The organism is Rhodococcus pseudokoreensis (genome assembly GCF_017068395.1).
GTDB lineage: Bacteria > Actinomycetota > Actinomycetes > Mycobacteriales > Mycobacteriaceae > Rhodococcus_F > Rhodococcus_F pseudokoreensis.
Genome location: NZ_CP070614.1, coordinates 1 through 15630 on the forward strand (window position 1 = coordinate 1; position 15630 = coordinate 15630).

The following is a 15630-nucleotide window of genomic DNA, read 5'->3' on the forward strand; positions in this document are numbered from 1 at the left end:
TCGGTTTCGGTGTTGCTCATCTGTGCAGGCGGCACGGGGTCCGACGGTGCGAACATTCCTTGCGGTCCTTCGCCGCGTGCTGCTCATCAGATCGAAACCAGTGGAGGCGGCCGACATCGCCCACGGGAACCGCAAGGCAGACGCGAACAGTGAGAGGCGATGCGCCAGCAACGCGGTGACGGATCATCAGCGAGGACCGGCATCTCGAGTTCATCGCGGCTCATCGCCGAAATGAACGCCACCACACCACCACGTCGTTCACCACGCCATACCGTGTCCAGGTACCTAGCGCGTACCGGTCTTACGCCGAGCTCCAGCCTTGAGCGAGTGCCTCGGTCACGAAAGGCAGTCCGCCGGTCAACTTCCGCATCTCGTCCGCACGCTTACGCGGGTCGTCGCCGAGCTGGTCAGGATCGAGCCCGAACCGGCGAGCCAGCGCATCGGTGATCCACACCTGGCCTGGCTCACTCCATCGATCATTGACCGCGGTCCCCAGATTGAGGGTGTGCGCCAGCTCGGCGACATGGCCCACATGGCTGAACTCTTCGGGAAGGTCGCGGCGAGTGCCGTCCGGCAACCAAATGCCATCGACATCGACGATCGCAGCGGTCGCGGTGAAGGACGCGCGCGTGCGTGCGGTCTTCCGCGGTTGTGTCGTCTGGACTTCGGCCGGAGCTCGACCGTGGGCCGGTTGTTCGCGGGGTTCTTCCGTCGGCTCCGGAACCGGTGCCGACACCGGCTTCTGCACCGGTTCTTCCGCCGGCGTAGAAGGAATGGACGGCGCCTGACTGTTCGCGCGGGCAGCGACCGCTGCACTCCGCGTCGCCGCGGTGCTCCGCGTCCAGCAGGTGATGTGGACGGGCAAACCCTCGTATCCCACACCGGCAGGAGTGCCACACATCAGACACGGCACTGCGCCCATGAAAGTCTCGAGCTTTGCGCGATGCCCCTCGGCATCTGACGACTCCACAGCCTCAGCCTCCTCAACATCTTCGGTGAGCGTCATGGACTCTATGTCCGAATCACGACGCCCAGCGCTGGACTCGAGTAGTCCCAGCAGGTCAGCGGGCCGATCCGCATCGACGTCATTACGCCCTGTCGGATCCGGGCTGCTGTCGCCGGTAACTGCAGGAGTGTGCCCGCCATCAGGATCGTCACCGATCACTGCCCACAACCGAAGCGAGGTCAGGCGTTGGCGCCGCCCCTCACAATGGATAGTGCGCTGGACCGTGTACCGCGGCGTCTTCCCTGCCCGCTCCTCCGCGATCAAAATGCCCTCGTCGTATAGGGCCCGAAGCGCAGTGCCACGGTCGATTTGCGGGGCATCCGACATGGTCCCCGCAACCGCCTTGAGTACCTGCTCGAGCGCTGTCGACTCGATCAGCAGCTGCGCTTCCCCACCATCACGAGGCCCCGGATCCGACAACACATATCCCAGACGAATCCCACGTGCATCATCACGCCACTTGGTAATCCCCTGATACTCGCCAACGTTGGTGCGCCGCCACCCCAGACGTCCCGCCAAAGGCGACTCAGGCGCCTGCCCTGTCCGTACGTCGTCGACATACGCCAGTCCGGTACGGAGAGCGTGAGCAAGCAGCTCCCGCACCCGTGCCCCCGTACGCGATGGCAGATCCGGATCCGAGGCTGCGGCAAGGGCATCAGTAAGCCCACCGCGAACGATCTGCAGGATCTGTTCGACCTCATCCTGTGACAGGGCGCCGGCGTCGAGGAGGAAACGGGTCATCGCAACCCAGCCACCCCACATCTCACCGACCGCCTCCGCTTGGCGGACACTCTCTCCCGAATCGCGCAGGACCTTCGCATATGCCGCAGCCTCGGCGAAGGCATCAACGCGCACCTGCTCGAGATTCGCGGCCAAGTACTGCAAGAAACTCGCCATCAGCAGCGCTCGACCGTGACGACTCTCGTCCCGGTCGAGGTCCGTGAGCACTTCGAGGCTGATCTCATCCTTTTGCAGCGGAACTGCCAGCATGCGCTGTGCACCGGACCCGGGCCGCGGCATGACCTCGGAGGTCACGATCGCGGAGGCGCGCGGTGGTGTTCCGTCCAGGATGCTGAGACCGTCACGAGACGAACGCGAACGCTGCTCCCCGTTGTGCACCATCCGGGCGAACTCTTCGAGGCTCTTCTGTGCCGCACCCCAGTCCCGGGTAGGCGCGACGTCATCTGCCCAGTACAGTGCGTCCTTCGCTGAATGCAGCTTGATACGAAGCGCGTTGAGGGTGTCACCATTGCCCGACATCGACGACGCAGGTCGCCGCCGGTCCCACAGCTCACCCCAGTGATGCATCCCAATCGACGCCGTCGACGTCTTGTACGACCCAGGCGATCCCACCAGCAGCAACACCCACGGATTCGGGCCCAATGCCGACCGGTAGACATGGCCGAGCAGGGCCGAGGAAATCCGTGTGGGCAAAGTCGTCAGCATCGCCGCGGAGTCCGTTAGGAACGCATGTCGCAGCCTCCCGGACTCTTGGCTCGGCGCGGGCAGGTCGTAGCGCGCAAGCGGACCGCTGAGCAAGACCGGAGCGTTGCGCGCCCCCTCAGCGCTGATCGCCCCGCCGGCATGGACGAAGAACCACTCCCCCGCCGCATCACGTCGCCACCCGGTCGATCGGAAACGCACTGTCCGGGTAATGGTGCCACCGGCGACCTTGAGAGCGTCCCGCAACTTCGCCACACCCGAGGGTTTGGAATCGTAGGCGGGCGGTCCAGGCAGAGACTCCACCCAACCGCAGTCCCGATAGTCAATCGCATCGATCCGCAGACGCATGAATTCGCCGGAATCTGGATGCGTGTATCCGATGATCACGGCAGAAAGCTGCTCAGGAGCAGGCGGATTGGCCTCCTTCTGCCCCAGCATCCCTTCGCGGCCCATTAACTTCGGTGCATCGACATCGACGGAGTCATCGTGGGCTTCGAGATACTCCATTTCCACGATTCGGGCATCGATCCCGAGAACGAGTTTGGCCTGCTCGTCACCATCTTTGTTGGTGGTGATCTCGACGAGCTGACGATCGACGATCCGGAACATGGGAGCAGAAATCGCGACACCCCGACGAGACTGCTTCTCCCCGACTGGCGCCGATGCTCCCGCCTCGAACACCCCGGTGTGTCCGTGCTCGCGAGGTGAACCCCCCGAACCGCTGTCAGCAACCTCACCATTAGCGTGAACAACGTCCTCTTCGAGCGACTGCTCATGCTGCAGCGACGGCGGCACCGGAACTTTCGCCACGTCATGGGCGAGACGGGCAGCGCTACGGGCGAGCCGCCACATCGCCACCGCCTCATCGGCCGCGGTGCCCGCCCACTCTGTCCCGGCCTCAGCTGCCTGCCGCCGCGTGTGATCAACGACGTCACGCAAGGCTTCGAACCGGATCTCAGCCTCAGCAGCCCACCGTTTTGCTCGCTTGAATTCGAGCTCATCGTTCCCCTGGGCGTCGGCAAGTTCTGCCCTGGCCTGCGCCTCGGCCGCGGCCTTTTCGACCAACACGGCCTTCGCGCGGGCCATCCCGGCGATCGAATGAGCAGCGACCTCGCTGGCAGTGACAGGGATCAGACCCCCGAACTCAACGTCATGAGCCCACAGGCCAGCCTCGACATGATCCGTGAAATCCGACTTCGCAACGACCGTGCCCGGAAGTAGCAGGTCAACCTTTGCGCCGACTCCTCCCAGGAGCGAAACAAGGTCAACGCCCCGGTCCCAACCAGCGTCGTCGCGATCGAGCACAACACGCACCGTCGCCCCAGCGAGCAGCTCTGCACACTCGGACGGGAACGCCCGCCCACCCTGAGCATTGGTAGTGGCAACCAGGCCGAGCCGCTCGGCGGTGGCAACGTCCTTCTCCCCCTCGACCAGCCATATCGGTTGACCAGCAGCAACGGCAGCGATCACTGCCGGCATGCGATACAGCACCCGCGCGAACCCACGAGGCTTCTGCTTCACCCGCCGCCCGAGCGCATTGATGAACACCTGCCGAAATTGCTTGTGTCGCCCGAACTCGCAGGTCGTGCACTCTTCTCGCACCACTTCCTGCACCAGACTGCCGTCGGCATCGGTATAGGGATAGACCTCGACCTGTTCCCAGGTGTGCTCGACCTCGGCTGCCGCGCTTTTCTGCACGATGGCCTTCGGGAGCGCCCCCAACCTTCCCCGGCGCTGCCCGCCAATGCGCTGCAGCGGGGACCGTCCGACGCGCTTACCAGCAGGCCGAGACGGCAACGGCACGTCGAACAGGTCGCCAAGCGAAATCCCCAACGCACCGGCAAGGTCTTTCCCACTCGCCCCGCAGCCGTGGCAGTGCAACAGAACCTTGCCGCCATGACCGTCGTCGGTCCACGTCACCGAAAGAGAAGCGTGTGCATCGTCGTGAACCGGACACCGCGCCGAGAACTGCGTATCGCTGCGGATCTTCATTCCGCCGGCAGGTTCCAGCAGGTTACGCAGATTTTCGATCGACCACATGCGCCCACGAGACGACGGGATCGACCGCATGCGCCGGCGGGCCGACATTGATTGGACTCGGTCTTCGCCGACCGAGACGGACGGGGAAGTCACATCACCTCACCACCGACACGACGTGGTATACGTCGCAAGGTATGGGTGTGCCCATGTTGTGGGCTATCATTGGAATTGACCACCTTCCGATTTGTCGGTGCGGCCACCTACGAGTTGGTTTGGTCGGGGAACTGCCAGGTTCCCGTGGAAGTGCGAGTGAATTGCCCCCCTCCGCCGCCAAGCATGGGGGGCTTTTCGCTGTCTACGGACCCATCACGCGCCCTTGGCGAGCTGAGCAGTCCGCTGAGAAGCGTTCTGAACCTCGACTTCGAGCAGGCGCAGTTGATCCGGGTTGAGCTTCTTCGAAATGTATTCGGGCACGTCAAGCCCATGAACGAGCGCAAGAATGAGCGCCGAATAGTCGCCAGCAGGGATCCCCAATTCCTCCGCCCGCTGCTCATATAAGCGATGCTGCGGAAGGGGCGCACGGAGGGAGATCTGCCCGCGTGGTCCTTTGTGTCGCATTGCCATGAGGCAACACTAGAGCGAATCTGAATCAGCTTTAGGAATTGGGGTTGCGTCGGCGTGTCGCCAAAGTTCTGCTTACTCAGTATCGACGGCATATGTCCTCCTCGCGCCTGGCTACACCTCTATCTGAGGTAGATCGGCCTCGACCGGCCCTGTGACATTCCCGCGCAAACTTTCTTCGTGAGCTCCGAAGACGCACGACGCAACGTGTTGTGTCCTGCTTTTACGCGCGATCTGCCGCGAAATGAGTGGGGAGCATGGGGAGCGTTTCAAAGATCATGGTCAGGACATAAAAAATGCTCCCCACCATGGTGGGGAGCATGGTGGGGAGCACGGTGGGGAGCGCGGGAGCAAGACGCTCGAATGTGCGCGCGGAGCAGTTTTCAGCGAGTAGAAGAATCGGGCAACGTGCCAAGTTTCAACTGCAACGCCAAGGCGACAACGATGCTGCGGTTCGGCGCACCGAGTTCGTCCTTCTTGCGATCGAGCCAGTCGCGCTGTTCCTTGCTGAACCGCAACTGGACCTGGATCCCGCCCCGTACCTTCTGCTTCTTTCGTCGCCGCGGAACGGTTCCGACCGGCTTGCTGGGCTGCCGGAGAATGAGGGCAACCTCGTCGATGCGCTCCTCGAGTGCTTCTTCGGCGACATCTGCGTAAGTGCCGCCGATTCGGCCCTTTTCAGCCTTGAGTGCCTTCAAAGTGGGTGCATCGAGATACACGGGCATGTTCTCGATGCTCTCGTCACCCTGAGCCTCCGTTGGCGTATCGGTGTCATTCAGGGCGTCATCAGGCTCCGTGCTCGTCTTGATGGTGTCTGAAGTCTCTGCGGCGACGGTGTCCACAGCAGCGTTCGCGCGCGCCGTCTGGGCGATGCTGGAGCCGACGGAGTGCGGTTCTGTGATCGTCGCCGTGGTCAGTCCGTCTGCTACGAGTCGGGCATGAACATCGGAATCACCTGTGACTGCATCGCTTACCTGCTCGGTCGTGGCAAGAGAGGACGTCCTGCTCTCGACATCGGACGGTGCGGGCACCGTCGTGGCGGGTCGCTCGATCGGTGCTGGAGGCTCAGTCGCGGGTTTTGGGGCGTCCGGTCGGGCCTGTAGGAAAGTGGCCAGGCCCTCCCCTCGCTTCGGGGCGGGCGGCGCCGCGAATGCCCCTTCGAGGCTCGCCGGCCGTCGGTTCCGAGACTTACTCGTCATGCGACGACCTCTTGTTCGGCATCGAACTCGCTCATCCGCGCGAAAATCTCCATCGTGAGCTGCTCGTAGTCCTCAGCCAGACCGGAGGCGCTTCTCGCAAGGTATTCGTCGACGGGCTTCTTCCCTGCCCGGAGCGCCGCAAGGCGACTGACCTGCGCATTCGCGGCTTCGGACTCGAGTTCGTGGGCCAGCAATCCCTTGTCCCGGAGGTCGTACGCCGCAGTCTCCAGATGACGGATTCTGGTGGCGAAGACGGGCGCTGCGGCGCCGATCATCTCGGTGACACGGTCCCGGACCGCCTCCTCGAGGCGCTTCGAGCGGGACCCGATCTGAAACAGTGCGACACCGGCGAGACGCAACGACGGGTTGGTTTTGCGAGCGACGGTGAACGCCTCGGCGACAGCCTGCAGGCCGCCGATGCTGGCTGAATCGGCGCGTGTGGGGATGACGAGCGCGCGGGTGCACTCGAGGGTGCCGTTGATGATCGCGGGATAGCCCGGCGGCAGGTCGAAGACGATGAGGTCATAGTCCGACGCAATGGGGCTCAACGACGCATGGAGCAGGTCACCGAAGGTATCGGGACGTTGTGAGGGGTCCTCCATGCGTGCAGCGCGTCCGGCGAGGACGTTCGTGATGTCTGCGAGTGCGCGACCGCCGGGTACGACGTCAAGGTTGGTGCGGACATTCTTGATGATCGGGACCGGCGTGCCGGTCATGAGGGATGTCAGGAGGGCGTTGCCGTTGTCCTGTTCGAGTCCGAGGTCTTCGGACAGGTTCCCCTGGGGGTCGAAATCAGCGACGAGGACACGCCATCCGGCGGCAGCGGCGAGACCGCCGCAGTTTGACGACATGGATGTCTTGCCGACACCGCCTTTGCCGTTCGCGAACGCGAGGGTGTGCTCAACGAAGTTCGTCATGGAATTCGCTCTCCTAAGCGCGTCGCTGCGTTCCGCCGGCGGTATCTGATGCGAAAATCAGGCCGGGAAGCAACGTGGGTTTTCATCGTGGAAACAGGACGGGTAAACACGGTTGAGACCCAGCCGTATTTCCCATGGGAAATACGGCCTGTAACAAGGCGTTACGTCCGGTGGTCAATCCGGCTGCAACACCCGTGTTCATGCACGTAGCAAAACATACTTGATGTAGCGCTGCAAGTCCTACGTGTAAACACGCTGGTAAACCAAGTGGAAACCACGCCAGAAGTACCGGTGGTTAGAACAGTGGAAGGGCAACCGCAAACATCGGTATTACTACCGCCAGTGAGATAACCGGAATCTTAGTTGGAAAGTCAGCGGGAGTTCCTACGAGAACCTGAGCCATAAAAGCCGCGCGTTAGAGAGGTGGAGATCCCACCAGAAGAGGCACGGCAAACACAGCCGGACTACTCACCGGATCACTCACCGGATTACTGGGCCGAAATGAGGGCGGAACTGGTGATGGAACTAAAGCCAGGTTGAACAGTAGGAACGCCAGAGGAACTTGTACCAGAACAGAGGGGACAATTCGCAGGAGGCGTGATACCGGAATTTGCAAGGGAGAGATCGGTAGTCATCGCATTGGAACAGTCACCAGAAGATGTACCGCATCAGCCGCCAGGAGTGCAGACGGAACTCGCACGGGAAGGGCCAAGATAAGGGGTGCGTTACTCGCTGCCAGAGAGCCTGGGAGTGTCCGTACCAGTGATCGGAGTGAAATGCTCACAGAACGCGCAGTAGAACGGAAGAAGGAACTCGCCGGGCCGACAGCGGGCGCGACCGAAACTTCATCCGGAAGCTGCTGTCCCACTACGCCATAACTGGCAACGGAAACTTCACCACAAATCCGCTCAACCAGCTGATATGTCGGCAATGGGGGGAATCGGACGGAAGACCTGATGCTCACACCGGCGAGGATCTCCGACGGCTCCCCGATGTGATCTTTGGCGCTCGATCCGGTCCTGCAATCCATGCTCACCGACCAGCCCGACGGCACGTGCGAGATCGCCGGGCCAGCACCGCTCCGACAGCTCAACAAGGAGGTCGACGAGCGTGTCCTCGAGGACGTTCTCGGCGGCCTGATAGAGCGCCCAAAGTTGACGCAATTCCCACGCAAGGAGCAGGGGACTGGCGAACAAGAAACCAGCACACATTTTCTCGATCCGCTGCACTTGCGGATTGCTGATCTCGCGATCGTCATAGGGGTCGGCCCACGTAGCCAAGTAGGCGCTCTCAGCGCACTCCTGCACCTCAAGGTCCAGCAGCCGTGACAGGTGATTCCATCCCTGCAAACGGAGCCCTGTACGGGCCTGTTTCAGCGCCACCCCCATCGCCCGCTGACAGGTGAGCGCGTACTCACTGAGGGCGAGACGATAGGTTTCGAGCTCGCGGAGCTCGCCGATCGTCGTGAAGCTGTGCCGGCCGCCCGTGAACTCTGACGCCACCAGAATTGGTTCGTTGTCCCACCAGCGGTACTTCGACTGCTTGTACGTCTGGCGATGCCATACGAGATCCTCGATCCAGTGCGAAGCCTGATCAGAGTCAGGAAATCCGGCTGGCCGCGTCATAGACCCATGGTCGCAGGTCCACGCCATCGTGTCACGAGTCCCTCATCACGATGGCGCAACTCCACTGGAGCAACAGCAATGAAGCAGCATCCAGTGAACGACGATCACTCAGAACTCAAACAAACATCGAACTACAGTGCAGCGTCAGAGAACCGGTAGGCGAATAACAGCCGAACTAGATATACGACACGGGCAACAACGACGATGCGACATGCTAACAAGGTCCTACCAGATACCTACCGATCGGCGACCAGGTGCGAAACAGTCGCTCACCCCTACCCGTCCATATGGCCGAGATATCGACATCAACTATCAGGAGCTCGCGCCCAGTTGGCCGCAAGCGCACTAAGCGCGACCGAAATGCGACGAGTACGGCATGCGAGTGGTCGTTGACGACGTCTCACGTGCTGGGGCGACGATATGTGCACGGCGGAAAAACAATCGATGAAGTACGGTATGTGACCGAATGAGGCCCGGGGGTGAACTGTCTGTGCAGCTCAGCACCCACATGACGGGGGAGTTTGACACAGATAGGGGAGGGGTACGTCGACGAACCGTGTCCTGTGAGCCGCGCCGAGTGTCCCTATCGACCGGTATATGTCGGGGCGACACAGATGGTGTCCTTTTCGACGTAAGGAGGGACAGCACGTAATGAGACCAGCACACCGAACCGTTTGTCCAGCAGGGGATTTAATGCCCTGCACGACGGGACGGTGCATACAGTTACAGGGAGAGGTTCTGCGACGTGAGCGCGTCACCTTCACGGCCTGAGTCCGGTCACGCCCGCCCCGGATCCCTCGAGCACACCTTCGCTCCTCCTGCTCGCCATACTCCGCCGACAGAGAAGCAGAAGGAGCCACCAGTGACGCAGCTCGTGCCCGAGGTGCCGGCAGACGACGATCCCGTCGTCGCCTCGAACGTTCACCTACCGATTCAGACATCGGAGCGAATCGCGAAGGAATGCGAGAGCCGATCGATGACTACCGGCGAACTGTTCATCGAAGCACTCGAGGCCACGTACGACCGCCTCAATGACTTGATCCACCCAGGCGGAACAGTCGGTGGAACCCTGTTCAAGGCCAGGGGAATCGGATCGACACCGAAGCAGAAGACATCGACCAAGCAGGTCGCCTACTCGTTGCTCAGCTCAGATTTCGAGGTCATCGACCGACTCAAAGTTGAAGTCTCGGCCCGCTCACGCTCGCAACTTCTCACCGCCGCGCTCGACGCGCATCTACAGATCAAGGAAGACGACTGACCATGGGGATCACCACCAAGATCAAGGATCGTGCACTCTCCAAAGCCATCGGCGAAGAACAAGACACCACCCGCAACGGGACCGCGAAGCCAGATGCCGATTTCACCGCCACCTCCCGAACCAAAGTGCGCCGCCGCCCCGCCTTCCTTGCTGCCGGCATCGCACTGTGCGTCGTCTTCGTCGTCGGTGCTGTCGTCCTCGTCAACGGCCTCCGCCACGTCACCGAGGTCCTGGTCGTCTCGAACGGAATCAGCCAAGGCGAGAAGATCACCTCCGACGACCTGACCACCGTCCAGATCAACTCAGACGCAAATGTATCCAGCATCCCTATCGAGCAGAAGAACGCCGTCATCGGTAAGTCCGCCGCAGTGACCCTGCCCGCCGGCACAGTCCTCAACCCCAATGCCATCACCGAAGCGGTCATCCCCGGCAAAGGCCTGACCGTAGTCGGAATCACCGCCTCCTACGCCAAGCTCCCCGCGCAGCCCCTTCAACCCGGCGACATGGTCCGCGTCGTCGACACCCCACGCGATCAGGACGACGCACCCGTCCAGGGCCCCATCGCGACGAAAGCTCAGGTCGTCTCCACCAAAGAGATTCCGGAAACGGGCGAGATCACCGTCGACGTGATCGTTCCCGATGCCGAAGGCAGCTGGGTTTCCGCGCGCGCCGCCACCGGCCGCGTCTCCATCGTCCTCGACTCCAGCGAGAAGTAAGGCGCACACCATGTTCTTCGCCCTGACCTCAGCAAGCGGAGCACCCGGCGTCTCGACCACCGCACTCGGACTCGCACTCAGCTCCCCATCCGACCGCGTCCTATTCGTTGAAGCCGACCCGGTGGGTTCCTCACCGGTCCACGCCGGCTACCTGCAATCCGCCCGCGAGGCATTCGACCGCCGCGCAGACCGATCACTGATCAACCTCGTCGACCCAACACGGCGCGGCCAAATTTCGAGCGCATTCGCCGAACAAGCCGTACCGCTGCCCGGATCTGACGTGTGGGTCATCCCCGGACTGAAGCGGACCATCCAAGCCGACGCCATGACGAGCACCTGGGCCCCTCTCGGAGCCCACCTCAGCGGACTGTCCCGCCGGGGAGCGACCGTCATCGTCGACGCCGGCAGACTCGGACACCGGTCCGGTCCTGACGACCTGATCCGCCAAGCAGACCTCATCGCGATCGTCACTCGCCCCACCCTTACCGCACTGAGCGCATTGCACGGCAGCTTGGAGGTGCTACGCGCTCGACTCGAAGCGACAAAGGCACCCGCCGCCATCGGGCTGATCCTCATCGGAAACAGCCCCTACACCGCCGCCGAGGTCAGCAAGACCGTGAACCTCGACGTCATCACCACGATTCCTGATTCACCCCTGCACGCGAAAGTGTTCTCCGAAGGCGCAGAACTCACCGCCTTCCGACGCACCCGATCCACCTACCTACGGGCACTGCGCAACTCCTGGCCACGACTCGGAAGCTACATCGACGGCCACCGACCGGAATGGGTCAACGCACCCCGCTACACACCCGCACTGACCACGATCTCTGCGTCACCCCTACCAGGAGGGATTCATGCCTGACAACAACAACGATGCACCTGACCGGATGCCGTTGTGGCTGCTGCCGCAGTTCAACGAGCCCACCACAATCGACACCCCCTCCGATGACGGCACCACACCCTCTGATGCCGACTCCCACACCTCCGCCGCTCCCGCACAGCACCGCAACAATCACACCGCCGCGGGCCTGCTTTCAGCAGCCGGCCACACCAACGTCGCCACCTCGGCGGCGCCGCCGACTGCCGCCCCTCCATCGACGCACGTCGCGGGTGTGCTCACTGCACAGGAACGTAGACGGCTTGTACGTACCCTCGTCGGCGCGGTAACCGACGACCTCACCGCTGCAATGTCAGATCGGCGCAGCCAGATCGACGATCCCAAAAACCCCAACAAAGACCTCGCACCCTATACAGACGACGAGGAACGCGAACTCGTCCGCCGCTTCATCGTCGACCAGATGCAGCGCTACATCAACGCGACCATCACCGCAGGCCAGCAAGCCTTCCCCGTAGACGAACAGCACTCAATCGAGAAATCGATTTTCGACACGATCTGCGGCCTCGGGCCTATCCAAGCGATCGTCGAACTACCCGACGTCGAAGACATCTTCATCCATGGAACACGCTGCCACAGCGTCGACCCGGAAGGCGTCAAAACCTACCACTCGGAGATCGCCGACACCGACGAAGAGGTCATCGAGTGGATCACCAACCTGGCGCAGCGCGCATCCGGCGGCGGCCGCCTGTTCTCGCAGATGCACCCACATGTTCGTCTCAACCTGGAAGGCGGAATCCGCTTCACCGCGGACGCCTGGACCGTACCCCGCCCCGCGGTAGCGATCCGCATGCACCGACACAAGAATGTCACCCTCGACGACTGCGTCAAGATGAAGACGATGCCACCGCTTCTCGCGCGAATCTTCGCAACGGGGGAGCGGGGTGGCATGTCCATGGTCGCAGCCGGAGACATGGGATCAGGCAAAACCATGCATATCCGTGCAATCGCGAACTCCCTGCCCCTCGGAACCAGAATCGGCACCGTCGAGACCGAGCGCGAGCTCTTCCTCCACGAACTCGACGGCAGAACAGACGACGTCGTCTCCTACGAAATCCTCACAGGCGGCGGCGAAATCGACGCCAAATCAGGGAAGCAACTCGGCTCCGTAGGCCTCGGGGCAATGATGTACTCGGCCGTGCGCCATCGACTCGATCGCCTCATGGTCGGCGAAGTCGCCGGCCTGGAAATCATCCACATGCTCAAAGCAATGCAGTTCACCAAGGGATCCCTCTCCACCACGCACGCGCGAACCGCCCGCGGTGCCATCGACCGCCTCGTCACTTGCGCCACCGAGGACCACACCGTCACCGAGGGATACGCCACCCGCCAGGTTGCCTTCCACATCAACCTCATCTTCCACCTCGAAATCGACATCTCCCACGACGAAAACGGCAACCAGACCAAACAGCGCTACGTCGACGAAGTCATCTACCTCGAACCCGGTGAAAACGGCGAACCCGCCACCACCACCATCTACAAGGGAAAAGCAGGCGGTATCGGACAGTTCGGCAGCTTCCCCCCAGCAATGCTCAAACAACTACGCGCCGGCGGATTCACCGACACCGAAATTCCCCCCAACACCCTCGAGTGGGACGAAGCGAGCTGACCATGTACTCACTACTAGCAGTCGCACTGTCACTCACCCTCATCGCCGGCCTCGCCCTGATCTACCAAGGCTGGGACGACCGCCGCAACCCGACCACCCCCCAAAAACGTCGCCGCGCTCGCAAAGTGGACCAAAAGACACGAGCCCTACTCATCCTCGGCCTGATCGCAGGAGCTACGGCCTGGCTGGTCACCGGATGGTTCCTCGCCCTCGTCCTCCTACCCGCCGCATTCGCCGGGCTACCCAAGCTCCTAGGCAAACCCCCAGCCGAAAGCGAAATTGCACGCCTGAACGCAATGGAAGAATGGGTACGCAACCTCTCCGGAGTTCTCTCCGCAGGCGCCGGCATCGAGCAAGCCATCATCGCCACCCACAGATCAATTCCCGCGGCGCTCGACTCCGAGATCAGCCACCTCATCCAACGCCTCCGCTCCAACACCCCCATCAACGACGCGCTTCGCCGCTACGCAGCGGACCTCGACGACGCCACCGGAGACCTGATCGCCGGCGCACTCATCCAAGCTGCCGCCCTCCGCGGATCCGGACTCGCCGCCGCCCTCGAACGACTCGCCCGATCCGTCGCCGAAGACGTCCGCAACCGCCGCGCCGTCGAGGCATCGCGAAAGGGAGCCCGCACGACAGCGCGTTGGGTCACCATCATCGCGCTCGGCTTCATCACCGGACTGTTCGTCCTCACAGACTTCATGAACTTCTACAAAACCGCTGGCGGACAACTCCTCTTCCTCGGATTCATGACCGCCTTCGCGCTCGTCCTGTGGTGGATGAAAATCCTCACCCGCCCAATCAAGCTCCCACGCTTCATCGGCAAGCCCGCCCACCTCGACACTTCCGTGCCCGTAGCAGAAGGGGCCCAAGCATGAGCATCACCACACAAGCCGCGCTCCTCGGCCTGATCCTGTGCCTTGGCCTGATCTGCCTAGTCCTTCGATTCGCACCCGCCCGAGCCTCACTGAAAGAGGCGATGACCCACCTCACCGGAGAAGGCGCACACCTCCAAATCAACACCCCCACCACCGACTACAGTGACTTCCGCAGCCGCGTCGGCACCCGCCTCTACCCGCACACCATCGACATCGACTGGATCAAGATCCCCACCACCGACCTGGCAGTCCTTCGGATGAGTGTCCCCAGATTCCTCGGCGAGAAAGCACTAACAGCCCTCATCGGCCTCGCCCTCCCACCGATCGCTCACACCCTGCTGATCACAGCGGGGATCAACCTTCCATGGTCCCTGCCCGTCATCGGATCACTCGCCCTCGCTGCCGCACTCTTCTTCGCCCCCGACCTCGAAATCAAGAACAAAGCCAACGCAGCCCGGGAAGAGTTCGCCAGATCCCTCGGCGCCTACATCGAATTCGTCGTACTCAACCGCACCGGCGGAGTCGGAGCAGTCCAAAGCCTCGAACGAGCAGCCGCAGTAGGCGACAGCTGGGTATTCCGCCGCATCGACGAGGAACTCCAAAAAGCACAGCGAACAGGCCGCGCCCCCTGGGGACAACTCGAACGACTCGCAACAGACCTCAATCTCCCAGACCTCGCCGACCTCGTCGACATCATGACACTGACCGGCGAACACGGAGCAAGCGTCTCCGAAACCCTCTCCGCAAACGCATCCTCCCTACGCAACGCGATCCTCTCCAAAGAACTCGGCAAAGCAGGTTCAGCAACCGAGAAGCTCCATGCCCCCCTCGCCACGCTCGGCATCATCTTCATGGCACTGCTCACCGTCGCCGCGATCGGCAACATCTTCCTCGCCGGCGGCGTCTAGTCCGCAAACCCATGACCGAGCACACATCCCAGCCAGCAGCAGCCAGCGAGCCCTGAAATACTGCACCAACTATCACCCAGCAAACCTTCGAAGGAGCTTTCCGCCAAGGTACAACGCACGTAACAAAACCGGACCGCAACGACCGCAAACTGAGAAAACCCGCGACCGCCTGTCACAGGGACCACACAAACTGATCTACCTCAGATAGAACGAAGAACGGAGCCAACCATGTCCTACATCCGCAACCGTCTCACCAACACCGTGACCCTCATCGTCCTGACCATGCTGGCCACGATGAGCCTGCTCCACAGCCGAGCGACCCGCCGGAGCAAGAACGATCAAGGCAGCATGCTCGAGTACGTCATCATTGCAGCCGGCGTCACCGTCCTCGCCATCAGCGTGGTCGCGTGGATCGGACCCGTTGTCATGAAGTACCTCACGAGAATCACCTAGAGCAGAGGACGCAACCTCGGCTCGGTGTGCCACATGACGAGGAAGCAACCACACGGCCACTACCACCCACGATGAATCCGCCCACACCCAAGGACCACCTGCCCCTATACGGAGAAAGG

General features: G+C 62.2%; 12 protein-coding genes. 7 read left to right on the forward strand and 5 right to left on the reverse strand.

Features of this window, described 5'->3' with window-relative positions:
- Window positions 1-301 precede the first annotated feature (301 nt).
- The 5 genes from JWS13_RS00005 to JWS13_RS00025 all read right to left on the reverse strand — a co-directional run bounded on the left by JWS13_RS00005 (window position 302) and on the right by JWS13_RS00025 (window position 8791).
- On the reverse strand, window positions 302-4489 hold the full coding sequence (locus JWS13_RS00005; protein ID WP_206003873.1) for a telomere-binding protein: 4188 nt from the start codon (window positions 4487-4489) through the stop codon (window positions 302-304).
- A gap of 306 nt (window positions 4490-4795) precedes the next feature.
- Window positions 4796-5053 (reverse strand): hypothetical protein, encoded by a 258-nt coding sequence (locus JWS13_RS00010; protein ID WP_206003874.1) that lies wholly within the window; start codon window positions 5051-5053, stop codon window positions 4796-4798.
- Between the two features lie 380 nt (window positions 5054-5433).
- Window positions 5434-6081: a hypothetical protein gene (locus JWS13_RS00015; protein ID WP_206003875.1), complete on the reverse strand. Its 648-nt coding sequence runs from the start codon at window positions 6079-6081 to the stop codon at window positions 5434-5436.
- 164 nt (window positions 6082-6245) lie between these two features.
- Entirely contained in the window at window positions 6246-7166 is a 921-nt protein-coding gene (locus JWS13_RS00020) for a ParA family protein (RefSeq protein WP_206003876.1), read from the reverse strand.
- A gap of 908 nt (window positions 7167-8074) precedes the next feature.
- A complete protein-coding gene (locus JWS13_RS00025) occupies window positions 8075-8791 on the reverse strand; it encodes a hypothetical protein (protein ID WP_206003877.1) in 717 nt (238 codons plus the stop codon).
- An 862-nt stretch (window positions 8792-9653) separates the two neighbouring features.
- Between JWS13_RS00025 and JWS13_RS00030 the strand changes: the two genes are divergently transcribed.
- The 7 genes from JWS13_RS00030 to JWS13_RS00060 all read left to right on the forward strand — a co-directional run bounded on the left by JWS13_RS00030 (window position 9654) and on the right by JWS13_RS00060 (window position 15511).
- Window positions 9654-10049, forward strand: coding sequence for a hypothetical protein (locus tag JWS13_RS00030; RefSeq protein WP_206003878.1), 396 nt, complete (start codon window positions 9654-9656; stop codon window positions 10047-10049).
- Window positions 10050-10051: 2 nt separating this feature from the next.
- The gene (locus JWS13_RS00035) at window positions 10052-10765 is read left to right on the forward strand and encodes an SAF domain-containing protein (RefSeq protein ID WP_206003879.1); all 714 of its coding nucleotides are present in this window, start codon (window positions 10052-10054) and stop codon (window positions 10763-10765) included.
- 10 nt (window positions 10766-10775) lie between these two features.
- Window positions 10776-11627, forward strand: a complete 852-nt coding sequence (locus JWS13_RS00040; RefSeq protein WP_206003880.1) for a CpaE/TadZ family protein — start codon at window positions 10776-10778, stop codon at window positions 11625-11627.
- Window positions 11620-13269: an ATPase, T2SS/T4P/T4SS family gene (locus JWS13_RS00045; protein ID WP_206003881.1), complete on the forward strand. Its 1650-nt coding sequence runs from the start codon at window positions 11620-11622 to the stop codon at window positions 13267-13269. Before JWS13_RS00040 ends, JWS13_RS00045 begins: the two co-directional genes overlap by 8 nt.
- Window positions 13251-14150: a type II secretion system F family protein gene (locus JWS13_RS00050; protein ID WP_241031970.1), complete on the forward strand. Its 900-nt coding sequence runs from the start codon at window positions 13251-13253 to the stop codon at window positions 14148-14150. The genes JWS13_RS00045 and JWS13_RS00050 overlap by 19 nt, the downstream gene beginning before the upstream one ends.
- Window positions 14147-15058, forward strand: a complete 912-nt coding sequence (locus JWS13_RS00055; RefSeq protein ID WP_206003882.1) for a type II secretion system F family protein — start codon at window positions 14147-14149, stop codon at window positions 15056-15058. Before JWS13_RS00050 ends, JWS13_RS00055 begins: the two co-directional genes overlap by 4 nt.
- Before the next feature lie 228 nt (window positions 15059-15286).
- Window positions 15287-15511 carry a hypothetical protein gene (locus JWS13_RS00060; RefSeq protein ID WP_206003883.1) on the forward strand — a complete coding sequence of 75 codons (225 nt, stop codon included), beginning with the start codon at window positions 15287-15289 and terminating at the stop codon, window positions 15509-15511.
- Window positions 15512-15630: the final 119 nt, after the last annotated feature.